Genomic DNA, 22087 nt, shown 5'->3' on the forward strand with positions numbered 1-22087 from the left:
GTCGCGTAAGAATTTCCTCGGGCGGGTCAGAGACCGGTCCGGTGCTGTGCGCGGTGTTCCGCCCCGCCGTCGCCGATGCCCAGCCAGTCGGCGAGCTTGCCGCCCTGGCCCACCGCGCGCAGGCGCCGCTCGGTCGCGTCCCGGACCGGGTCGGTCGCCACGACCAGCAGTTCGTCGCCGCGGCGCAGGACCGTCGTCGGCATCGGTACGAAGGACTTCGCCTCGCGGACGACGAGCGTGACCGCCGCGCCCGGGGGCAGCCGCAGCTCACCCACCTCGACACCGTGCATCCGCGACCCCTTGGGGATCGCGACGGACAGCAGGTGGCCGCGCAGCCGCTCCAGGGGCGCCGACTCGATACCGAGGTCGGCGGCCCCGACGGACTCCCCGAGCCGGAGCTTGCGGGCCAGCCACGGCAGGGTCGGCCCCTGGATGAGGGTGTAGACGACGACCAGGACGAAGACGATGTTGAAGATCCGCTTGCTCTCCGCGATGCCGCTCACCATCGGGATCGTCGCCAGGATGATGGGCACGGCGCCGCGCAGCCCTGCCCAGGACAGCAGCGCCTGCTCCTGCCAGGGGATGCGGAACGGCAGCAGGCTCGCGACCACGCTCAGCGGCCGCGCCACCATCGTCAGCACCAGGCCGATGAGCAGGGCCGGGACGATGTCGTCGCCCATCTCGTGCGGGGTGACCAGCAGGCCGAGCAGCACGAACATGCCGATCTGCGCGATCCAGCCGAGTCCCTCGGCGAAGCCTCGGGTGGCGGGCCAGTGGGGCAGCTTCGCGTTCCCGAGCACCATGGAGGCGAGGTAGACGGCGAGGAAGCCGCTGCCGTGGGCGAGCGCGCCGGCGGCGTACGCCGAGACGGCGATCGCCATCACGGCGATGGGGTAGAGGCCGGAGGCCGGCAGTGCCACGTGCCGCAGTCCGTACGCGCCGAGCCAGCCGACCGCCAGACCGATGGCGGCGCCGATGGTCAGCTCCAGCGCTATCTCGCCGATCAGCGCGTACCAGTGCTCGACCGGTCCGGCCGTGGAGAACGCGACGACGAGGATGACCACCGGAGCGTCGTTGAAGCCCGACTCGGCCTCCAGGATGCCCGTCACGCGCGAGGGCAGGGGGATCTTGCGCAGGACCGAGAAGACCGCCGCCGCGTCCGTCGACGAGACGACCGCCCCGATGATGAGCGCCTGGTGCCACTCGAGACCGATCAGGAAGTGCGCGGCCGCGGCCGTGACACCGACGCTCACCGCGACGCCCACCGTCGCCAGCGCGGAGGCCGCCGGCAGGGCGGGTCTGACCTCCCTCCACTTCGTGCCGAGACCGCCTTCGGCCAGGATCACGACCAGGGCCGCGTACCCGATGACCTGGGTCAGCTCGGCATTGCTGAACTGGATGTCGCCGATTCCGTCCTGGCCGATCGCGACGCCGATCCCCAGATACACGAGCAGCGTGGGGAGCCCGCTGCGTGAGGAGATCCGGACCGCCGCGACCGCGAAGAGCAGGACGAGCGAGCACACGAGCAGGAGCTGGTTGAGGTGGTGGACAGTCAGGGGCTGTTCCTTTCTCGCCGATCCGGTCCGCCGCGGGCGGCGTCCGGATCCCAGCACCGGAAGCCGGCCACTTCAGTGCAAGTACTTCGTTACCTTACCTAACTCTTGACGCTTTCTTGACGTTCCCGGAGGCAAGATCGAACAGTCGTGCTTCCCGGTTTCCCACTCCGCGTCAAGGCGCGGTTGGCCCTGCGCCTATGGTTGCCCCAGCACTCCGTGACCGCCTGCCGCTCGCGTTAGGACAGCAAGGACAGCGATGCCCCCCAACACCACCGCCTCTTCCGGCCAGCAGCCCGGCAAGTCCGGCAGGAAGAAGGGGCGCAAAGCCCGACTGTTCTTGATTGTCCTGGTTCTCGCCATCATCGGAGGCATCGCCTTCGGCGCGTACTGGAGCGTCAGCACGGTGCGCGCCTCCTTCCCGCAGACCAAGGGCTCCATCCAGCTCGACGGCCTGTCGGGGCCCGTGACCGTGCAGCGCGACGGCAACGGGATCCCGCAGATCTACGCCTCGTCCGACGAGGACCTGTTCATGGCCCAGGGCTTCGTCCAGGCGCAGGACCGGTTCTACGAGATGGACGTGCGCCGCCACATGACCTCGGGCCGGCTGTCCGAGATGTTCGGCGGGGGCCAGGTCAAGAACGACGAGTTCCTGCGCACGCTGGGCTGGGACAGGATCGCGAAGAAGGAGTACGACACCAAGCTGTCGGCCTCCACGAAGAAGTACCTCCAGGCCTACTCCGAGGGTGTCAACGCCTACCTGAAGGACAAGAGCGGCAAGGACCTCTCCCTGGAGTACGCCGCCCTCGGCTTCAGCAACGACTACAAGCCGACCCTGTGGACCCCGGTCGACTCGGTGTCGTGGCTCAAGGCGATGGCCTGGGACCTGCGCGGCAACATGCAGGAGGAGATCGACCGCTCCCTGATGACGAGCCGGCTCGGCCCGAAGCAGATCGCGGACCTGTACCCGGAGTACCCGTACAGCCGGAACAAGACGATCGTCCGCGAGGGCTCGTACGACAGCGTCACCGGGACCTACTCCTCCACGAACTCCACGGGCTCCGGCTCGACGACCACGGCCGGCACGGGGCTCGCGGGCAACACCGCGGCACCCTCCGGATTCCAGAGCCAGCTCTCGGGGCTCTACAAGGTCCTCGACGGCCTGCCCACCGCGGTCGGCGTGAACGGCAACGGCATCGGCTCCAACTCCTGGGTCGTCGCCGGAAGCCACACCATCACCGGCAAGCCGCTGCTGGCCAACGACCCGCACCTGTCGGCGTCGCTGCCCTCGGTCTGGTACCAGATGGGCCTGCACTGCACCGCGATCTCCGCCAAGTGCCAGTACGACGTCACCGGTTACACCTTCGCGGGCATGCCCGGCGTGGTCATCGGCCACAACGCGGAGATGGCCTGGGGCATGACCAACTCCGGGGTCGACGTCACCGACCTCTACCTGGAGAAGATCACCGGCGAGGGCTACGAGTACGACGGCAAGGTGCTGCCCTTCACCACCCGCAAGGAAACGATCAAGGTCGCGGGCGGGTCCGCCAAGACGATCGTCGTCCGGCAGACCCAGGACGGAATGCCGCTGCTCTCCGACCGCGACGACGAACTCGTCCAGGTCGGCAAGAAGGCCACGGTCGACTCCGGAGCGCCCGACCGCGGTGACGGCTACGCGATAGCACTGCGCTGGACCGCGCTGGATCCGGGCAACACCATGGACGCCGTCTTCGCGATGGACAAGGCGTCGAACTGGACCGAGTTCCGCAAGGCGGCCACCTCCTTCCAGGTGCCCTCCCAGAACCTGGTCTACGCCGACGGAGCCGGCGCGAGCGGCGACATCGGCTACACGCTGCCCGGAAAGATCCCCACCCGAGCCAAGGGCGACGACGGCTCGCTGCCCTCGCCCGGCTGGGACTCCAAGTACCGCTGGACCGGCTACATCAAGCAGTCCGCGCTGCCCTACGAGTACAACCCCAGGCGCGGTTACATCGTGACCGCCAACCAGGCGGTCGTCGACCCGGACAAGTACCCGTACACGCTCACCACGGACTGGGGCTACGGCACCCGCAGTCAGCGGATCACCGATCTGATCGAGGCGAAGACCAAGGGCGGCGCCAAGATCTCGACCGACGACATGCGCCAGATGCAGCTGGACAACAGCAGCGAGATCGCCAAGCTGCTCGTGCCCAGGCTGCTCAAGATCGACGTGCCCGACAAGGACGTCCGCGACGCGCAGAAGCTCCTGGAGGGCTGGGACTACACCCAGGACGCCGACTCCGCCGCGGCCGCCTACTTCAACGCCACCTGGCGCAACATCCTCAAGCTCGCCTTCGGCAACAAGCTGCCCAAGGAGCTGCGGGTCAAGGGCCAGTGCCTGTGGGTCGAGCGCGTCGACACCACCGGGCCCGCGGACGAGGACCAGACCGTGCGCGAGTGCGGCGAGCGCGAGCCCGACCAGGCGCAGCCGGACGGCGGCGACCGCTGGTTCGAGGTGATCCGCAAGATCATCGACGACGAGCACAACGACTGGTGGAAGCTGCCCAGGACGCGGACCGACGACGCGTCCACCAGCCGCGACAAGCTGCTCGCCCGGGCCATGACGGACGCCCGGTGGGAGCTGACCGCCAAGCTCGGCAAGGACATCGACACCTGGAACTGGGGCCGGCTGCACCGCCTGTTCCTGAAGAACCAGACGCTCGGCACCGAAGGCCCCGGCTTCCTCCAGTACATGCTCAACCGCGGCCCCTGGAACCTCAGCGGCGGCGAGGCGACGGTCAACGCGACCGGCTGGAACGCGGCGGGCGGCTACGGGGTGGTCTGGGTCCCCTCGATGCGGATGGTCGTCAACCTCGGGGATCTCGACAAGTCCAAGTGGATCAACCTCTCGGGCGCCTCGGGGCACGCCTACAGCGCGCACTACACCGACCAGACGGAGCTGTGGGCCAAGGGAGAGCTCCTGCCGTGGGCCTTCAGCAAGAAGGCCGTCGACGACAAGACGAGCGACACCCTGGTCCTGAAGCCCTGACGCCCCGGAGGTCGTCGGCGGTCCCGCCGCACTCGACGACCCGAGGCCGGTCCTGACGGAAGAAGTGGCCCTCCACGCACGCGTGGAGGGCCACTTCGCGTCCGCCGCCCGCTTTCGGGCGCCGCCTTCGGGTCCGCCGTCGGTCAGGGGAAGCGGCGCACTCCGGAGGGGGTCACCACGGCGTGGACGGGCCGGTCGTGGGCCTCGGCGGGGACGCGGTCCACGACCTCGGTGCCGTACAGGAGCACCACGAGCGCGGGATCGGCGCCCGAGCGCTCCAGCCGGGCCAGGACCCGGTCGTACGAGCCGCCGCCGCGCCCCAGCCGCATGCCGTGCGCGTCGACGGCGAGGCCGGGCAGCAGGACGGCGTCGGCCTCCTGGACGGCCTCAGGACCCAGCCGCTCGCCCGAGGGCTCCAGGAGGGCCATCCTCCCGCCGTGCCGGACCTCCACGAGGGACTCCGGGCCGGTGTACGCCCCCCAGTCCAGGTCGTTGTCCGGCAGCAGGACCGGCAGGAGGACGCGCACCCCGCGCGCGTGGAGCGCGTCCAGGAGCGCGGGCGTGCCTGGCTCGCTCCCCACGGACACGTACGCCGCCACCGTGCGGGCCCGCGTCAGTTCGGGCAGTTCCAGGGCGCGGGCGGCGAGCGCGGCGGCGGTTTCCCGCACGTCATCAGCCGTCAACCCGGCTCTCACCGACAGGAATCCCCGGCGCAACGTTCGCTTGTCAGGCTCCGGTTCGGGTCCGGTGCTTCTCACAGGTGGCTCCTGTAGTTCTCGTAATCAGCTCATATAATCGTGAATTGTCCGGAGCCACAGATTGTGCACATAGCCACCGGTTATGGTTGCGGACATGACTGAGTCGCACCCCAGGATCACCAAGGCTGTCATTCCCGCGGCCGGCCTCGGCACCCGGTTCCTGCCGGCCACCAAGGCCACTCCCAAGGAGATGCTGCCGGTCGTCGACAAGCCGGCGATCCAGTACGTGGTCGAGGAGGCCGCCTCGGCCGGCCTCGACGACGTCCTGATGATCACCGGCCGCAACAAGCGCCCCCTGGAAGACCACTTCGACCGCAACTACGAGCTCGAATCCGCCCTCCAGAAGAAGGGCGACGCGAGCCGGCTCGCCAAGGTCCAGGAATCCAGCGACCTCGCCACCATGCACTACGTCCGCCAGGGCGACCCCAAGGGCCTCGGCCACGCGGTCCTGTGCGCCGCCCCGCACGTCGGCAACGAGCCCTTCGCCGTCCTGCTCGGCGACGACCTGATCGACCCCCGCGACCCCCTGCTCGCCCGCATGGTCGAGGTCCAGGAACAGCACGGCGGCAGCGTCATCGCGCTGATGGAGGTCGCGCCCGAGCAGATCCACCTCTACGGCTGCGCCGCCGTCGAGGCCACCGCCGAGGGCGACCTGGTCAAGGTCACCGGCCTGGTCGAGAAGCCGGACACCGCCGACGCGCCCAGCAGTTACGCCGTCATCGGACGCTACGTCCTCGACCCGCACATCTTCGACATACTGCGCACCACCGAGCCCGGCCGCGGCGGCGAGATCCAGCTCACCGACGCCCTCCAGCAGCTCGCCACGGACGAGAAGGTCGGCGGCCCCGTGCACGGCGTCGTCTTCAAGGGCCGCCGCTATGACACCGGCGACCGCGGTGACTACCTGCGTGCCATTGTCAGACTCGCATGCGAACGTGAAGACCTGGGCCCGGACTTCCGGACCTGGCTCCGCAGTTACGTAGCCGAGGAGATGTAGGACTTTGAGCAGCGCCGCGACCCGCACCACCGGCCAGGATCACCTCTGGTCGGTGGACGACCACCTGGAGGACATCCTCGCCACCGTCCGCCCCCTCGAACCCATCGAGCTCCAACTCCTCGACGCCCAGGGCTGCGTCCTGCTCGAGGACGTCACGGTGCCGGTCTCCCTGCCGCCGTTCGACAACAGCTCGATGGACGGGTACGCGGTCCGGGTCGCGGATGTGGCGGGCGCGAGCGAGGAGTTCCCCGCGGTCCTGACGGTCGTCGGCGATGTCGCGGCAGGCCAGGCCGAACAGCCCTACGTGGGCCCCGGCCAGGCCGCCCGCATCATGACCGGCGCCCCGCTGCCGCCCGGCGCCGAGGCCGTCGTCCCCGTCGAGTGGACGGACGGAGGCCTCGGCGAGGGGCCGGTCTCCGGGATGCGCGCGCACAGCGCTTCCCCCGAGGGCTCCTACGGACAGGTCCACGTGCACCGCTCCGCCGAGGCCCGCGCGCACGTGCGCGCCAGGGGCAGCGACGTGAAGGCGGGCGACCGCGCCCTCGAAGCCGGCACCGTCCTCGGCCCGCCCCAGATCGGCCTGCTCGCCGCGATCGGCCGGGGCACCGTCCGGGTGCGCCCCCGCCCCCGCGTGGTCGTGCTGTCCACCGGCAGCGAACTCATCCAGCCCGACGAGGAGTTGGGCACCGGCCAGATCTACGACTCCAACAGCTTCGCCCTGTGCGCGGCCGCCCGCGACGCGGGAGCCATCGCCTACCGCGTCGGTGCCGTCGCAGACGACGCCGAGACCCTCCGCTCGACCATCGAGGACCAGCTCGTGCGCGCGGACCTCGTCGTCACGACCGGCGGTGTCAGCGTCGGCGCCTACGACGTCGTCAAGGAAGCACTCTCTTCGGTCGCCGACGAGGACGAGGAGGGCGCCGGCATCGACTTCCGCACCCTCGCCATGCAGCCCGGCAAGCCCCAGGGCTTCGGCTCCATCGGCCCCGACCACACACCGCTGCTCGCGCTCCCCGGCAACCCCGTGTCGTCGTACGTCTCCTTCGAGCTCTTCGTGCGCCCCGCCATCCGCACCCTGATGGGACTGACGGACGTCCACCGGCCCACGACCAGGGCGACGCTCTCCGCCGACAAGGCGCTGACCTCGCCGAAGGGCAGACGGCAGTTCCTGCGCGGCACGTACGCGGACGGCAGCGTGACGCCCGTCGGCGGCGCCGGATCGCACCTGGTCGCCGCCCTCGCGCACGCCGACGCGCTGATCGTCGTCCCCGAGCAGGACACCTCGGTCGAGCCCGGCGCCGAGGTCGAGGTGGTACTCCTCGGCTGAGCGGCCGGTCCGCGGGCGGCGGGGTGTCCAGGTCACGCCGGGGGCGCACGGTCCCCGACGGCTTCGCAGGGGCGGACGGGCGGGCGGTAACGTGTCGCGCACACCAGGCCCACGCGCCGCACCGCGACGGGCCCTGACCGGGAGCGCCCACGCACATGACTGTTCCGCCCCGGGGGGAGACCTCCGGACCGCCCGTGCAGAACCGGCTGACCCACATCGACGAGGCCGGCGCCGCCCGTATGGTCGACGTGTCCGGCAAGGACGTGACCGCCCGTACCGCGCGCGCGAGCGGACGGGTCCTGGTCTCGCCGCGTGTCGTGGAGCTGCTGCGCGGCGAAGGGGTCCCCAAGGGTGACGCCCTCGCCACCGCCCGCATCGCCGGGATCATGGGAGCCAAGCGCACACCCGACCTGATCCCGCTGTGCCACCCGTTGTCGCTGGCCGGTGTCACGATTGATCTGTCGGTCGCGGACGACGCCGTCGAGATCCTCGCCACCGTGAGGACGACCGACCGCACGGGCGTCGAGATGGAAGCCCTCACCGCGGTCGGCGTGGCGGCCCTCACCGTGATCGACATGGTCAAGGCCGTCGACAAGGGAGCGGTCATCACGGACGTACGGGTGGAAGAGAAGACGGGCGGGAAATCGGGCGACTGGAGCCGGGCATGAGCGGCGACACCGTCATCGGCGGGGCCCTCCCGGCGGACTACAGCGCGCTCGTCGTCACCGCCTCCAACCGTGCCGCCGCCGGCGTCTACGAGGACAAGGGCGGCCCTCTGGTCGCCGCGGGCCTCACGCAAGCCGGCTTCGCGGTCGACGGGCCCTGGGTCGTGTCCGACGGGGACCCGGTGGAGGAGGCCCTGCGCGCCGGGGTCGAGGCGGGCTACGACGTCATCGTCACCACCGGCGGCACGGGGATCTCACCCACCGATCGCACGGCCGAGGCGACCCTGCGCGTGCTCGACCGCGAGATCCCCGGAATCCCCGAGGCCATCAGGGCGTTCGGCAGGGACAAGGTGCCCACCGCGGCGCTCTCGCGGGGACTCGCCGGAGTCGCCGCGGGGACGCTGATCGTCAATCTGCCGGGCTCCACCGGCGGGGTCAGGGACGGCCTCGCCGTTCTGGAACCCCTTCTCATCCACGCCGTCGACCAGATCCGCGGCGGCGACCACCAGAGACCCGACGGCACCGGGGGTGCGAGCTGAACAGCCCGTCCTGGCCGGTCGAGCTGGTGGACGGCGATGTCGTCCTCCGGCCGATAAGGCTGCGCGACCAGCGGGCCTGGCGCGAGGTGAACCGGCGCAACCGTGACTGGCTGCGGCCCTGGGAGGCGACCATCCCGCCCCCCACGCCCCGCGGCCCGATCGCGCACCGGCCGACGTACCGGCAGATGGTCCGGCATCTGCGGGCCGAGGCCAACGCGGGCCGCATGCTGCCCTTCGTGATCGAGTACCAGGGGCGGCTCGTCGGCCAGCTCACCGTGGCCGGGATCACCTGGGGCTCGATGTGTTCCGGGCACATCGGTTACTGGGTGGACCAGTCGGTGGCGGGCCGCGGAGTGATGCCCACGGCCGTGGCGCTCGTGAGCGACCACTGCTTCCGCACGGTCGGACTGCACCGCATCGAAGTCTGTATTCGCCCGGAGAACGGGCCCAGCCGCAGGGTCGTGGAGAAACTCGGATTCCGGGAAGAGGGCCTGCGCCCGCGCTATCTCCACATCGACGGTGCCTGGCGGGACCATCTCGTCTTCGCGCTCACCGCGGAGGAAGTACCCGAGGGGCTGCTCGCGCGCTGGCGGCGGAGGCGCTCGGCGTCGGGCCGTTCGGATCAGGGGAGTTCGGATCAGGTGGGATCGGAAGGGGCCGGCCGGCAGCACCCGGGCAAGCCCGGCAGTACCGGAAAATGAAATAGGTGTTCGAAAATGATCGGTGGGCGATCGCGTCACGGCATTAAATTCGCGCTCGCGGTGGCCTGCTGATCGCATCGGTCACAAAAAAAGGTCGAAATATCAGCCTGATCGCGCGACACACCGGCTCAATTGGCAGATGGCCTCACACAAACCCCTCTACCGTGTGAGGCGTGAGCAGCAGCGGCCTCATCTACGCAGTCATTGTCGGGGCCTGGGCCGCCTACTTGGTGCCGATGTGGCTCCGTAGGCAGGACGAGCTGAACGAAGCCCGTCCGACGGAACGCTTCAGCACCGCCATCCGGCTGCTGTCCGGACGGGCGGGCATGGAGCGTCGATACGCCAAGGACCTGCGCGCACGCTCCGCCGAGGAGGAGGAGCCCAGCGCCGACCCGGACGGCGTCACCGATTCGGTGGACGTCCGGGCCTTCGCCGTATCCCCGACCCGGCCCCAGGCGACGGACCGGCACCGTCCCCACATACAGGAACGCGTGCAGGTGCCGGAACCGGCCCAGGCGGAACAGGAACCGGGCGCCCGCCCGGCGGCCAAGGAGAGCGGCGGGTACGAGACCTCGGGCGGCGCCCGGTCCGTGCCGCACCAGTCGGGCGCGTCGGCGCACCCGTCGGGCACGTCCGCCCCGAGACCTCCGGCCAAGTCCGCGCCCGGCGCGCGCCGGGCGGTCTCGGCGGAGGCCGCGGCGCGGGCCCGGCGCACGAAGGCCCTCGCGCGCCGTCGGCGTACGACGGTCCTGCTGTTCCTCGCCTTCACCCTCGGCGCGATCGTGGCGGCCGTGGGCGGGCTCACGTTCCTGTGGGCGCCCGCGGTACCGGCCCTGATGCTGAGCTCGTACATCGTGCATCTGCGGGTCCAGGAACGGCGGCGCTTCACCTACACCATGGACCGCCGCCGGGCCGAGGTCGCGGCGCAGCGGCTCCGCGAGCGCCAGCCCCGCCGGCGGCCGTCCGCCGACCCCGTGGCGGACGAACCGGAGGAGGGCGCGGTCCCCGACACCGACCCCGGCCTGCTCGCGCTCGCCGCCGACCGGCGCGCCCTCGTCGAGCAGACCGACCACGCCGAGTGGGTCGACCAGCAGCGTGAACGCCAGTGCGGGCCCGCGCAGGGGGACAGCTGGGACCCGGTGCCGGTTCCCCTGCCGACCTATGTCACCGCGCCGGTCGCGCCCCGGGCGACGTCCAGCGTGGACCTGGGGGCGCCGGACGCGTGGAGTTCCGCGCGCTCCAGCGCGGCCGAGCCGAGCGCGCCCGAGGCGGAGCCGGCCGGCCAGGACCTCTCCGAGGAACCCGACGGCGCCGGGGCCGGCGACGACCCGCGCAGCGACGCCCGGCGGGCCGCGTCCGCGCGGCGGGCCCGTGAGCGTGGCCGGACACCGCTGTTCGACCAGTACGAGGACGGCGAACGGCCACGCGCCGCCAACGAGTGACAGGCGTGCCGACGGGGGTTCGCTGCTGTCCGGCTGACCAGGCAGGAACGGATTACCGAGCACCTCGATCGGGGTGCTAGAGTTTCACTCGTTGCAAGGGCCTGTGGCGCAGTCTGGTAGCGCACCTCGTTCGCATCGAGGGGGTCTGGGGTTCAAATCCCCACAGGTCCACCGCAGCCAAGAGGCCCGTTCCCGTCAGGGAGCGGGCCTCTTGCCATGTCCGGAGGGCGGTGGCAACTCCCGCCGGTGGCCCGGGGACTGGCGGTCCCTCGGTCAGCGCGCGACGGCGATGGACCAGCGGACGCCGGACGGGGCCGTGACGGTCACCGTCGCGTGGGCGTGGGTGGCGCCGTGAGGCCGATCCAGGGTGTTGAGGACGCCGGCGACCTTTCCCGCGGTGCAGGTGACCGGGAAGCTCATGGCGGGGTGATCCAAGGAGACCCTCAGCGTTCCCCGGCCCTCGCAGTTCACGGCGATCGACAGTGATCCGGGGCCGATTCCCCCCGGTACGTCCATCTCCTGGCTGCCGTGGACGTTCGCGGCCCGCGCGACGACCTTGTGGCCGGGCAGGTCCGGAGCCTTCGTGACGGACTCGCCGGGCAGGGACCGCGTCCGGTCGGAGACCGGTGACTCTCGCGCGACGGACGCCGCGGCCGACGGTGATCCGTGGGTGGACGGGGCGGACGGGGAGGAGTCGTGCCGGCCGGCGGTGCAGCCGGTCAGGGCCGGCGCGACGGCCAGCCCCGCCACCGCGGCCATCACCACCGCCGTCGTTCCGGGCCGGACGTACGGGAAGGGTCGGGTCGTGGACATCGGGTGGGCCTCCGGGCGCTCGGTCCGCCGGGGCGGTGCCGGATGGACACCGCCCCGGTGACTAGAGGGCTTTGGCGTAGCAGAGGCTCAGTTCGTGGAAGCGGTAGTAGCCGAATTTCGGGCACGGCTCGTAGCCGCTCGACGCGTAGAGGGCCACCGCCTCGGGCTGCTTGGAGCCCGTCTCCAGGACCATGCGGGTGCGGCCGGCCGCGCGGGCGTCGTCCTCCAGGGCGGCCAGGATGCGCCGGGCGAGGCCGAGACCGCGGGCCTCGGGGACCACGTACATGCGCTTGAGCTCGGCGTCTCCGTCCGAGTAGGCCTCGTCGTTCTCGTCCTGGGTGCGCCAGCCGCCGGTGGCCACCGGGCGGTCGCGCTCGTCGTACGCGATCAGATAGAGGCCGAGCGGGGGGAGGAACATCCGCGCGTCCAGGTGTGTGGCGTCGCCGCCGTCGCCGTAACGCTCGGCATATTCGGCCTGAACCTGATCGTTGAGTTTCACGGCGTCGGGGTGGTCGAAGGTGACCGGGCGGAAATTCATGCGTAGTACCGTACATCTATGCGATAGCTGATGGGGTGGGCGGACGAGGTCCGCGGCCGGCCGTGCCGATGGAGATCGACTTCTGGACGGCCGTACGGATTAAGTATCGTGCCCGGGTGCTGACTGTGACCTCTGTGAATGTGAACGGGCTCCGGGCCGCCGCGAAGAAGGGTTTCGTGGAGTGGCTCGCGGAGACCTCCGCGGACGTTCTGTGTCTCCAGGAGGTGCGGGCGGAGCCCGGACAACTCCCGGAGGAGGTGCGGGCGCCCGAGGGCTGGCACGTCGTGCACGCGCCCGCCGCCGCCAAGGGCCGCGCGGGTGTGTCCCTTTACACACGCCGGGAGCCCGACCGCGTCCGGATCGGCTTCGGGTCCGAGGAGTTCGACTCCAGTGGGCGGTACGTCGAGGCGGACCTGCCCGGTGTCACCGTCGCGAGCCTCTACCTCCCCTCGGGCGAGGCCGGGACGGAGCGGCAGGACGAGAAGGTCCGGTTCATGGACGCGTTCCTCATCCATCTGAGGGAACTGCGGGTGCGGGCGGCCGCCGACGGGCGCGAGGTCGTCGTGTGCGGCGACTGGAACATCGCCCACCGCGAGGCCGACCTCAAGAACTGGCGCGCCAACCGCAAGAACTCCGGCTTCCTGCCCGAGGAGCGGGAATGGCTCGGCCGCGTCCTCGACGCCGAGGACGGCGGCTACACCGACGTCGTACGCACCCTGCACCCGGACACCGAGGGCCCGTACACGTGGTGGTCGTACCGGGGGCGGGCCTTCGACAATGATTCAGGTTGGAGAATCGACCTTCACGTCACCACGCCCGGGCTCGCCGGCAAGGCGGTCAAGGGCTTCGTGGAGCGCGCGGCGACCCATGAGGGGCGCTGGTCCGACCATGCGCCGGTCACGGTGGTCTACGAGCTCTGAGCGGCCTCGTCGCGGTCTTCGGGCCGGGTGTCCCGGCGCTTGTGGGGGTTTCGCTGATCCCGTAGGCGGCGGTCCATCGCCAGGGACAGTTCCGATTCCACCACGCTCTTCGCCAGGGGGCGCAGACGGTGGAGGTCGTCGGGGGTGCGGTCCTCGGTGAGGACCAGGGTGGTGAAGAGTTCGGCCAGGGCCTCGGTGTGCTCGCGGACGCGGCGGGCCGCCGTCAGGACGTCCGCGAGCGGGATGCCCTCGCGGACCAGGGCGGCCGAGACGTCGAGCAGGCGGCGGCTGACGTGCACGATCTCGCCGCCGTCCGTGCCGAGATAGCCGAGGTCGAGCGCGGCGGCGAGGTTCTCGCCGGTCGCCTGGCCCGCGAAGACGTCGGCCAGTTCCTCGGGGGAGAGGCGGACCGGGGTCTCCTCGGTGGGCTCGCCGAGACCGAGCAGTTCGCCGACGTCGCGGCCGTGGTCGAAGGCCTCGGCGAGTTCCGCGATGCCGTTCAGGGTGTGGCCGCGTTCCAGCAGCGCCGAGATGGTGCGCAGCCGGGCCAGATGGGTGTCGTCGTACCAGGCGATACGGCCCTCGCGCCGGGGCGGGGGTATGAGTTTGCGTTCCCGGTAGAAGCGCAGGGTGCGCACGGTGATCCCGGCCTCCTCGGCCAGTTCCTCCATGCGGTACTCGCGGGGGCTGCCGGGGTTTCGCGTCTCCGCGTCCCCCTCGCGCGTCTCCGCGCCGCGCTTTCCTGATCCCTCGGCCACGTCCGCACCCTACGTCGTACCCCCGGTAACTTTCCCGGTCGCGACCCCTACCCATGAGTACGAAGCTGCTCTACCCTCCCGATTGTGCCAGTGTTCACTGGCAGGGTCGGGTGGATCAGGGAGGCGTCGGGATGACCGAGCACGAGCATGTACGGGTGGCGGTGATCGGATCCGGTTTCGGCGGGCTGGGCGCCGCCGTACGGCTGCGACGCGAGGGGATCACCGACTTCGTGGTCCTGGAACGGGCCGGCGGCGTCGGCGGCACCTGGCGCGACAACAGCTATCCCGGGTGCGCCTGCGACGTCCCCTCGCACCTGTACTCGTTCTCGTTCGCGCCCAACGCCGAATGGCCGCGCACCTTCTCCGGGCAGGAGCACATCCGCGCCTATCTGGAGCACGTGGCCGACGTCTTCCGGCTGCGCCCCCATCTGCGGTTCGACTCCGAGGTCAAGATGATGACCTGGGACCCGGACAAGCTGCACTGGCGCATCGAGACGAGCGCCGGGTTCCTGACCGCGGACGTCGTGGTGTCCGCGACCGGACCGCTGTCCGACCCCAAGATCCCGTCGGTCCCCGGGATCGAGACGTTCACCGGCAAGGTGTTCCACTCGGCCCGCTGGGACCACGACTACGACCTGCGCGGCAAGCGCGTGGCCATGATCGGCACCGGGGCCTCGGCGATCCAGATCGTGCCCGAGATCCAGAAGGACGTCGCCCGGCTGACCCTGTTCCAGCGCACCCCGCCCTGGGTGATGCCCCGCGTCGACCGGGCCATCAGCGGCGCCGAACGCTGGCTGCACCGGCAGCTGCCCTTCACCGCGCAGGCCAGGCGGGGGCTGCTCTGGGGCATCCGGGAGCTCCAGGTCCAGGCGTTCACCAAGCGGCCCGACGAACTCGGCCTGGTCGAGCGGCTGGCCAAGCGGAACATCGCACGGGCCGTCAAGGACCCGGACCTGCGCGCGAAGCTGACACCCGACTACCGGATCGGCTGCAAGCGCATCCTGCTGTCGAACGCCTACTACCCGGCGCTGACGCAGCCCAACGTGGACGTGGTGGCCTCCGGGCTCGCCGAGATCGACGGCTCCACGCTGATCGCCGCCGACGGCACCCGGGCCGAGGCCGACGCGATCGTCTTCGGGACCGGCTTCCACGTCACCGACATGCCGATCGCCGAGCGGGTCGTCGGCGCGGACGGCAGGACGCTCGCGCAGGCGTGGGAGACCGGCATGAAGTCGCTGCGCGGTGCCACCGCGGCCGGGTTCCCCAACTGGATGACGATCATCGGACCGAACACCGGGCTCGGGAACTCCTCGATGATCCTGATGATCGAGTCCCAGCTGAACTACATGGCGGACTTCGTACGGCAGCTGGACGTCCTCGGCGGCCGGGTGGCGCTCGACGCCCGCCCCGCGGCCGTCGACGCCTGGAACCACCGGGTCCAGGAACGCATGAAGCGCACGGTGTGGAACACCGGCGGCTGCACCAGCTGGTACCTGGACGCCAACGGCGTCAACACGACCGTGTGGCCCGGTACGACGACCGAGTTCCGGGGCGCCACGCGCCGCGTCGACCTGGGGGAGTACGAGGTGCTGCGCGCCGCGGAACCCGCACCCGGGGAAACGCCGGCGGCCACGCCCGAGCCGCTCAAGAAGAGCACCCGCACCAAGAAGGTGGAGGCAGGAGCGTGAGCCGACCGACGTACGAGGCGCACAAGGTGCATGAGGCGTACGCGCCTCCCGTGCCGGCGCGGGAACTGATCGCGCACTCCGCCGACGGCGCCCGGCTGCATGTCGAGGTGCACGGCCCCGAGGGCGCGCCCCCCGTCGTCCTCGCGCACGGCTGGACCTGCTCGACCGCCTTCTGGGCGGCCCAGATCCGGGACCTCGCCGCCGACCACCGGGTCATCGCCTACGACCAGCGCGGGCACGGACGCAGTCCCGCGGGCCCGGCGTACAGCACCGAGGCGCTCGCCGACGACCTGGAGGCGGTGCTCGCGGCCACCCTCGCGCCCGGCGAGAAGGCGGTGCTGGCGGGTCACTCCATGGGCGGCATGACGCTGATGGCGGCCTCCGCGCGGCCACGGTTCCAGGAGCACGCGGCGGCGGCGCTGCTGTGCAGCACGGGCAGCACGCGGCTGGTCGAGGAGGCGCGGGTACTGCCCTGGCGTGCCGGACGGCTGCGCACGCGGCTCACCGGCGCCGTGCTCGGCTCGCGCGCGCCGCTCGGGCCCGTCACGCCCCTCGCCCGGCGAATCCTCAAGTACGCGACCATGGGCCCCGGTTCGTCCCCCGCCATGGTGGAGGCGTGCGCGCGGATCGTGCACGCCTGTCCGCGGGCCGTGCGCCACGCCTGGTCGGCCGTGCTCGCCTCGCTCGATCTCGAAGCGGGCGTAAGGGAGTTGAGGGTGCCGACGGCGGTGATCGCGGGCAGCGTGGACCGACTGACCCCCGTCGTGCACGCCCGAGCCCTGGTGGCCGCGCTGCCGAACTGTGTCGGCAGCACCGAGCTGCCGGGCCTCGGGCACATGACTCCGGTGGAGGCGCCGGAACTGGTGACCGCCCGGATCAGGGAACTCGTCGCCACGTACGCCGTGAAGGCCGCGGAAGCCGAGCGGGACGCAGAGATCCGGGACGCAGAGATCAAGGAGGGCGCATGAGCAAGGTCGGTCTTGAAGGACAGGTCGCCGTCGTCACGGGGGCCGCGCGTGGTGTCGGTGAACTCCTCGCGCGCAAGCTCTCCGCGCGCGGGGCGAAGGTCGCGCTGGTCGGCCTGGAGGCCGAGGAACTGAAGCGGGTCTCGGAGCGGCTGCGCGGCGAGAGCGACCACTGGTACGCCGACGTCACCGACCACGAGGCGATGGCGCGGGTCGCCCGGGAGGTCGAGGAGCGGTTCGGGAAGGTGGACATCCTCGTCGCGAACGCGGGTGTCGCCAGCGGCGGTCCGTTCGTGGACTCCGACCCGGTCGCCTGGCGGCGGGTGATCGAGGTGAACCTGATCGGATCGGCGGTCACCGCGCGGGCGTTCCTGCCGGCGCTGACGGCGAGCCGGGGCTATCTGCTCCAGATCGCGTCGCTGGCCGCCATCACTCCGGCCCCCATGATGTCGGCCTACTGCGCTTCCAAGTCCGGTGTGGAGGCCTTCGCGCACTGTCTGCGCGCCGAGGTCGGCCACAAGGGCGTGCGCGTCGGCGTCGGGTATCTGTCCTGGACCGACACGGACATGGTCCGGGGGGCCGATCAGGACGACGTGATGCGGGAGTTGCGGCAGCGGCTGCCGTGGCCGTCCAACAAGACGTACCCGCTGGGACCGGCCGTCGACCGGATCGTGGCCGGGATCGAGCGCCGCTCCAGCCATGTGTACGCGCAGGGCTGGCTGCGCGGGATGCAGGGTCTCCGGGGGTACCTGCCGAGTGTCATCGGGTCGGTCGGGCAGCGCGAGATGCGGCGGTTCGAACCGCGTCTCGGCGGTGTGCGCACCGGGCTGGTCGGGGCGGGCGGGGCGGCCGACGAGCAGGAGCGGACATCGCCCACCCCGTGAGGGGCCGGAAGGCGCCCGCTCCGTGTCGGGGCCGGAAGGCTCCGGCTCCGTGATGGGGACGGGAGACGCCTGCTCCGTGATGGGGACGGGCCGAGGGGCGGCGAACGGACGGTGACGGGGGCGCCGTGGGGGTGTTCCGGGGGGACTCCCGGTGCCTCCCACCGGCGTGTCTCACGGTGAGTGACTGACCGAAGTGCGTGCGGTGTCCGTGCGTGTCAGTCTGGTCGAGGCCCGGACAACCACCCTTGTTCGTAAGGGAGGTCGAGGGCCGAACCTCTCACCCGCAACAGGAGTGAACATGAGCATGCAGGACCAGTTCAAGGACAAGGCCGAGCGGATGAAGCAGCAGACCGGCAAGAAGAAGACGCGTCCCGAAGGCCGCCAGGACGAGGCGAGCCGACGCGCCCCGGCCGGCCGTGACCACGCGACGCCGGAGGCGGAGCGCGCTCAGCGCGCGCCGGAGGCCGAGCGTGCTCAGCGCCAGGCCCAGGACCGCTTCGACCAGGACTACGACGCCTGACCGACGCACCCGCTCGGCCTGAACGGGGCGCCCTCTTCACGGAGGGCGCCCCGTCCTCGTGCCCGCGATCCGTTGCCCCCGTGGTCCGTCGCCGCGTCGAACCCTCGGACCCCTCGAACCCTCGGACCCCTCGAACCCTCGAACCCTCGGCCCCTCGAACCCGAACCCCCGCCCCCGTCGAACCCCTCGCCCTCCGAGGTCAGTTCGCTCTCGGGGGGAGCTTCGGCCTTCTTCTGTCGGGCACGTCCGAGTGGTCGGGCGGGGAGGCGGCGGGGTGGGTGCGGAGCAGATCGAGGGAGAGCTGGATGGCGTCGTCCAGCTGGGCGTGACGGCCCTCGGCCCAGTCGAGCGGGGTGCGCAGGATCTCCAGGTCCGGTGCGACGCCGTGGTTCTCGACGGACCAGCCGTACGCGTCGAACCAGGCGGCGTTCATCGGCACCGTGATGACCGTGCCGTCGCCGAGCCGGTGCCGGCCGGTCATGCCGACGACACCGCCCCAGGTGCGCTGCCCCACGACCGGCCCCAGCTCCAGCAGTTTGAAGGCGGCGGTGATCATGTCGCCGTCGGACGAGGTTGCCTCGTCGGCCAGGGCCACCACCGGGCCGCGGGGGGCGTTGGAGGCGTACGACACCGGCTGGGCGTCGCGCGTGAGGTCCCAGCCCAGGATCGTGCGGGTCAGTTTCTCGACGACCAGTTCGCTGATGTGGCCGCCCGCGTTGCCCCGTACGTCGACGATGAGGGCCGGGCGCGAGACCTCCATCCGCAGATCGCGGTTGAACTGGGCCCAGCCCGAGCCGCCCATGTCGGGGATGTGCAGATAGCCGCAGTGTCCGCCGCTCAACTCCCGTACCACCTGGCGGCGTTTGGCCACCCAGTCCTGGTAGCGCAGGGGGCGTTCGTCGATCAACGGGACCACGGCCACCCGGCGGGAGCGGCCCTCGCTCTCCGCCGGGGTGAAGGTGAGCTCCACCGTCGTACCGCCCGCGCCCGCCAGCAGGGGATACGGTCCCGTGACCGGGTTCACCGGCCGCCCGTCGACATGGGTGAGGACGGCGCCCTCGCGGATGCCGGTGCCGGCCAGCGGTGAACGCGCCTTGGAGTCGGACGAGTCGCCGGGAAGGATCCGCTTCAGCATCCAATGGCCGTCACGGCAGACGAAGTTGGCGCCGAGCAGGCCCTGCCAGCGCTGGTAGTGGGGAGGCCCCTCGTTGCGGCGCGCCGGACTCACGTACGCGTGCGAGGTGCCCAGTTCGCCGAGCACCTCGCGCAGCAGGTCCGCGAACTCGTCGGGGGAGGAGACCCGTTCGACCAGGGGGCGGTACTGCTCCAGGATCGCGTCCCAGTCGATGCCGCACATGTTCGGGTCCCAGTAGTAGGCGCGGATGATGCGGCCGGCCTCCGCGTAGGCCTGGCGCCACTCGGCGGGCGGGTCCACCTCGTGCAGGATGCGGCGCAGATCGATCCAGACGGTGGAGTCGCTGTCGCCGGACTCGGTGGACGGCACGGCGCGCAGGTCGCCCTCGTCGACGACGACCAGCCGGGACCCGTCGCCGCTCACCGCGAACCAGTCGAGATGGTCGACGAGTTCGGACTTCTTCCCCTTGGCGATGTTGAAGAACTCCAGGGTCGGACGGCCGGTCGTGTCGTCCGGGTTGGCGAACGTCTCGCCCAGGGCGCCGGAGATCGGCCAGCGCAGCCAGACCAGGCCGCCGCCCGAGACCGGGCGCAGCGCCGAGTACTTGGAGGCCGTGACCGGGAACGGGGTCACCCGGCTCTCCAGGCCTTCGAGTTCGACGGTCGTCGCGCTGCCGTCGCCGGCCCCGTCCTCGATCGGGTCGAGGCCTCCGGCGACGGGCCGCCCGTCGGGGTTCAGCGCGAACGGGGAGGGGGTGGCGGAGGACAGGGGGACGAGATAGGGGCGGCAGCCGAGGGGGAAGGACAGGTCCCCGGTGTGCACGTCGTACACCGGGTCGAAGCCGCGCCACGACAGGAACGCGAGATAGCGGCCGTCCCGGGTGAACACCGGGTTCTCGTCCTCGAAGCGGCCGTTGGTGACGTCGACGATCAGCCGGTCCTTTATGCGCGCCATCTTGATCTGCCGCAGGGAGCGCCCGATCCCGGGATGCGACCAGGTCAGCCAGGCCCCGTCCGGGGAGAAGGCGAGGTCCGTCACCGGTCCGTTGATGGACTGGATGAGCTCGACGACCTCTCCCGGACCCGGCTTCGTGCCGTCACCGGATCCCGCCGCCGCGCCGCCGTCGTTCTCGTCGGCGTCCCCACCAGCGTCCCCGCCATCGTCCTCGCCGTCGTCAGCGTCCTCGTCCCCGGAGGCGGATCCGTCCCGCGAGGCGTCACCGGACGCACCGGCGTCACCGCCCCCGGCCTCCCCCTCCCCCTCTCCCTCCTCCGCGTCCCCCGCCGCGTCGAGCCCGCCGAGCGCGTCCTCCTCGCCGGGTTCCTCCGTGGCGTCGAGCAGCAGCAGCCGCCCGTCGTTCGAGGCGATGGCGAGGCGTTCGCCCTGGGGGTCGGACACCAGTTCCTGTACGCGGCCGAGACGGCCGGAGGCGAGGCGGCGCGGCTCACGGGCGCCGCTCGCGCGGGGCAGGTAGGCGATCTCGACCGCGTCCTCGCCGTCCGCGTCGGTGACGTAGGCGACCTGGCCGCCCGAGCCGAGCATCTCGGGGAGCCGGACCCGGACGCCCGGGGTGTCCGAGATGGTGCGCGCCGGGCCGTCGCGGTGGGTGAGCCAGTACAGGCTGCCGCGCACGACGACCGCGCCGGCCCGGCCCGTCTCGTCCACGGAGATGCTGTCCACGTGCTGGGCGGCCGGCACCGGGTACGAACGCCGTCCCGCGCGCGGGCCGCCCAGGACGATGTCGAGGCGGCGCGGGACCGACTCGGGGGACAGGTTGTCGACGATCCACAGGTCGCCCGCGCACTGGTAGACGACCCGGGTGCCGTCCGAGGAGGCGTGCCGGGCGTAGAAGGCGTCGTGGTCGGTGTGGCGGCGCAGGTCGGCGCCGTCGTACGAACACGAGTAGAGGTTTCCGACACCCTCGTGGTCGGAGAGGAACGCGATGCGCCCGCCGACGAACATCGGGCAGGCGAGATGGCCGCCGAGCTCCGCGACCAGTTGCCGGCCGTGCAGCCAGATGCGGCCCATGGCCCCGCCCCGGTAGCGCTTCCAGGCGGCCGGTTCGTGCGGCGGGGTGCCGGTGAGCAGCAGGGTCCTGCGCTCGCCGTCGATGTCGGCGACGCCGATGTCCGAGACCGGGCCCCAGGGCTGCTTGCGGCCGGGGTCGCCGTCGGTGGGGACGGAGTAGGCCCAGGTGAAGTACGAGAAGGGCTGGCCGTGCGAGGCGACGGCGAGGATGTCGCCGTCGGGGGACCAGCCGCACACCTGGGTGTCGGCGCTGCCCCAGTAGGTGAGCCTGCGGCCCGGTCCGCCGTCCACCGGGGCCAGATGGATCTCCGGGACGAGGCTGCGCCAGCTCGTGTACGCGATCCGCCGGCCGTCGGGGGAGAAGCGGGGGTGGCCGACCTTGGTGCGGTCGACGGTGAGCCGCCAGGCGCGTCCGCGGCCGCCGAGCGGGGCCAGCCACAGGTCGTCCTCGGTGACGAAGCACAGCCGGTCGCCGCTCAGATGCGGGAAGCGCAGATAGCCGGGGGAGTTCTCGTCCGTCGTCGCGTTCTCGTACTCGTGGCTCACCTCCCCATGCTTTTCCGCTGGAGTGACCCCGGCAACTCGTGGCACGGGGGGCGCGTTGTGGGACGCGGGTGCGGAAGGGGAGACGGGAGGTGCGCATGGGGCGCGTCCGGAAACGTACGCGCCCCGCACGCGACCCCCGCCCGCCCGGCGCAGACTCACGCGACCCCGGCCCACGCGCCCTCGGCCCACCCGACCGAGCCCCGCCCGACCCCGGCCCACCCCGGCGTGACCCAGCACACGTACGAAACGGTTTCGTTTCGCTGGCGTCTGAGGGTATCTTCA

Annotated in this window: 18 protein-coding genes and 1 tRNA gene; 13 read left to right on the forward strand and 6 right to left on the reverse strand. The window is 71.4% G+C overall.

Translation table 11 applies throughout. From position 1 onward, the window contains the following. Positions 1-26: 26 nt before the first annotated feature. Complete coding sequence (locus ACZ4AA_RS12640) at positions 27-1613, reverse strand: potassium/proton antiporter (protein WP_467599836.1); 1587 nt, start codon at positions 1611-1613, stop codon at positions 27-29. A 199-nt stretch (positions 1614-1812) separates the two neighbouring features. Here ACZ4AA_RS12640 and ACZ4AA_RS12645 point away from each other — a divergent pair, with 199 nt between their 5' ends. Continuing rightward, positions 1813-4581, forward strand: a complete 2769-nt coding sequence (locus ACZ4AA_RS12645) for a penicillin acylase family protein (RefSeq protein ID WP_467599839.1) — start codon at positions 1813-1815, stop codon at positions 4579-4581. A 143-nt stretch (positions 4582-4724) separates the two neighbouring features. On the opposite strand, the gene ACZ4AA_RS12650 is transcribed toward ACZ4AA_RS12645, so the two are convergent. Next, positions 4725-5339: a 5-formyltetrahydrofolate cyclo-ligase gene (locus ACZ4AA_RS12650; RefSeq protein ID WP_467599842.1), complete on the reverse strand. Its 615-nt coding sequence runs from the start codon at positions 5337-5339 to the stop codon at positions 4725-4727. Between the two features lie 94 nt (positions 5340-5433). On the opposite strand from ACZ4AA_RS12650, the gene galU reads away from it, so the two are divergent. From galU to ACZ4AA_RS12685, 7 genes are all read left to right on the forward strand, one after another. Beyond that, positions 5434-6336: a UTP--glucose-1-phosphate uridylyltransferase GalU gene (gene galU / locus ACZ4AA_RS12655; RefSeq protein ID WP_467599845.1), complete on the forward strand. Its 903-nt coding sequence runs from the start codon at positions 5434-5436 to the stop codon at positions 6334-6336. 4 nt (positions 6337-6340) lie between these two features. Continuing rightward, positions 6341-7663, forward strand: a complete 1323-nt coding sequence (gene glp, locus ACZ4AA_RS12660; protein WP_467599848.1) for a molybdotransferase-like divisome protein Glp — start codon at positions 6341-6343, stop codon at positions 7661-7663. A 155-nt stretch (positions 7664-7818) separates the two neighbouring features. Next, complete coding sequence (moaC, locus tag ACZ4AA_RS12665; RefSeq protein ID WP_467599851.1) at positions 7819-8331, forward strand: cyclic pyranopterin monophosphate synthase MoaC; 513 nt, start codon at positions 7819-7821, stop codon at positions 8329-8331. Next, positions 8328-8867, forward strand: coding sequence for a MogA/MoaB family molybdenum cofactor biosynthesis protein (locus tag ACZ4AA_RS12670; protein WP_467599855.1), 540 nt, complete (start codon positions 8328-8330; stop codon positions 8865-8867). Before moaC ends, ACZ4AA_RS12670 begins: the two co-directional genes overlap by 4 nt. A gap of 23 nt (positions 8868-8890) precedes the next feature. Further along, entirely contained in the window at positions 8891-9568 is a 678-nt protein-coding gene (locus ACZ4AA_RS12675; RefSeq protein WP_467600352.1) for a GNAT family N-acetyltransferase, read from the forward strand. A 173-nt stretch (positions 9569-9741) separates the two neighbouring features. Beyond that, positions 9742-11010: a divisome protein SepX/GlpR gene (gene sepX / locus ACZ4AA_RS12680; RefSeq protein ID WP_467599858.1), complete on the forward strand. Its 1269-nt coding sequence runs from the start codon at positions 9742-9744 to the stop codon at positions 11008-11010. Between the two features lie 97 nt (positions 11011-11107). Further along, a tRNA-Ala gene (locus tag ACZ4AA_RS12685) sits at positions 11108-11181 on the forward strand. A 102-nt stretch (positions 11182-11283) separates the two neighbouring features. On the opposite strand, the gene ACZ4AA_RS12690 is transcribed toward ACZ4AA_RS12685, so the two are convergent. Both ACZ4AA_RS12690 and ACZ4AA_RS12695 read right to left on the reverse strand, forming a co-directional pair. Next, entirely contained in the window at positions 11284-11823 is a 540-nt protein-coding gene (locus tag ACZ4AA_RS12690) for a hypothetical protein (protein WP_467599861.1), read from the reverse strand. Between the two features lie 61 nt (positions 11824-11884). Next, positions 11885-12361, reverse strand: coding sequence for a GNAT family N-acetyltransferase (locus tag ACZ4AA_RS12695; protein WP_467599864.1), 477 nt, complete (start codon positions 12359-12361; stop codon positions 11885-11887). A 116-nt stretch (positions 12362-12477) separates the two neighbouring features. On the opposite strand from ACZ4AA_RS12695, the gene ACZ4AA_RS12700 reads away from it, so the two are divergent. Beyond that, entirely contained in the window at positions 12478-13281 is an 804-nt protein-coding gene (locus ACZ4AA_RS12700; RefSeq protein ID WP_467599867.1) for an exodeoxyribonuclease III, read from the forward strand. Here the strand turns inward: ACZ4AA_RS12700 and ACZ4AA_RS12705 are convergent. Beyond that, positions 13269-13952: a MerR family transcriptional regulator gene (locus ACZ4AA_RS12705; RefSeq protein ID WP_467600356.1), complete on the reverse strand. Its 684-nt coding sequence runs from the start codon at positions 13950-13952 to the stop codon at positions 13269-13271. The two genes, ACZ4AA_RS12700 and ACZ4AA_RS12705, sit on opposite strands and share 13 nt — an antisense overlap. Before the next feature lie 218 nt (positions 13953-14170). On the opposite strand from ACZ4AA_RS12705, the gene ACZ4AA_RS12710 reads away from it, so the two are divergent. The 4 genes from ACZ4AA_RS12710 (at position 14171) to ACZ4AA_RS12725 (ending at position 18096) form a co-directional block, all read left to right on the forward strand. Next, entirely contained in the window at positions 14171-15727 is a 1557-nt protein-coding gene (locus tag ACZ4AA_RS12710; RefSeq protein ID WP_467599870.1) for a flavin-containing monooxygenase, read from the forward strand. Continuing rightward, entirely contained in the window at positions 15724-16695 is a 972-nt protein-coding gene (locus ACZ4AA_RS12715; protein WP_467599873.1) for an alpha/beta fold hydrolase, read from the forward strand. Before ACZ4AA_RS12710 ends, ACZ4AA_RS12715 begins: the two co-directional genes overlap by 4 nt. Then, positions 16692-17576 (forward strand): SDR family oxidoreductase, encoded by an 885-nt coding sequence (locus ACZ4AA_RS12720; protein WP_467599876.1) that lies wholly within the window; start codon positions 16692-16694, stop codon positions 17574-17576. The genes ACZ4AA_RS12715 and ACZ4AA_RS12720 overlap by 4 nt, the downstream gene beginning before the upstream one ends. A 298-nt stretch (positions 17577-17874) precedes the next feature. Further along, entirely contained in the window at positions 17875-18096 is a 222-nt protein-coding gene (locus tag ACZ4AA_RS12725) for a hypothetical protein (RefSeq protein ID WP_467599879.1), read from the forward strand. 199 nt (positions 18097-18295) lie between these two features. On the opposite strand, the gene ACZ4AA_RS12730 is transcribed toward ACZ4AA_RS12725, so the two are convergent. Beyond that, entirely contained in the window at positions 18296-21805 is a 3510-nt protein-coding gene (locus tag ACZ4AA_RS12730) for a S41 family peptidase (RefSeq protein WP_467599882.1), read from the reverse strand. Positions 21806-22087: the final 282 nt, after the last annotated feature.

Source organism: Streptomyces sp. NPDC024698 (genome assembly GCF_055559015.1).

What these genes read in the sequence shown, in the direction of transcription:
- ACZ4AA_RS12645 (WP_467599839.1), top strand. Translation starts at nt 1,813, where the DNA reads ATGCCCCCCAACACCACCGCCTCTTCCGGCCAGCAGCCCGGCAAGTCC.
- galU (WP_467599845.1), top strand. Translation starts at nt 5,434, where the DNA reads ATGACTGAGTCGCACCCCAGGATCACCAAGGCTGTCATTCCCGCGGCC.
- moaC (WP_467599851.1), top strand. Translation starts at nt 7,819, where the DNA reads ATGACTGTTCCGCCCCGGGGGGAGACCTCCGGACCGCCCGTGCAGAAC.
- ACZ4AA_RS12670 (WP_467599855.1), top strand. Translation starts at nt 8,328, where the DNA reads ATGAGCGGCGACACCGTCATCGGCGGGGCCCTCCCGGCGGACTACAGC.
- ACZ4AA_RS12690 (WP_467599861.1), bottom strand. Translation starts at nt 11,823, where the DNA reads ATGTCCACGACCCGACCCTTCCCGTACGTCCGGCCCGGAACGACGGCG.
- ACZ4AA_RS12695 (WP_467599864.1), bottom strand. Translation starts at nt 12,361, where the DNA reads ATGAATTTCCGCCCGGTCACCTTCGACCACCCCGACGCCGTGAAACTC.
- ACZ4AA_RS12705 (WP_467600356.1), bottom strand. Translation starts at nt 13,952, where the DNA reads ATGGAGGAACTGGCCGAGGAGGCCGGGATCACCGTGCGCACCCTGCGC.
- ACZ4AA_RS12710 (WP_467599870.1), top strand. Translation starts at nt 14,171, where the DNA reads ATGACCGAGCACGAGCATGTACGGGTGGCGGTGATCGGATCCGGTTTC.
- ACZ4AA_RS12720 (WP_467599876.1), top strand. Translation starts at nt 16,692, where the DNA reads ATGAGCAAGGTCGGTCTTGAAGGACAGGTCGCCGTCGTCACGGGGGCC.
- ACZ4AA_RS12725 (WP_467599879.1), top strand. Translation starts at nt 17,875, where the DNA reads ATGAGCATGCAGGACCAGTTCAAGGACAAGGCCGAGCGGATGAAGCAG.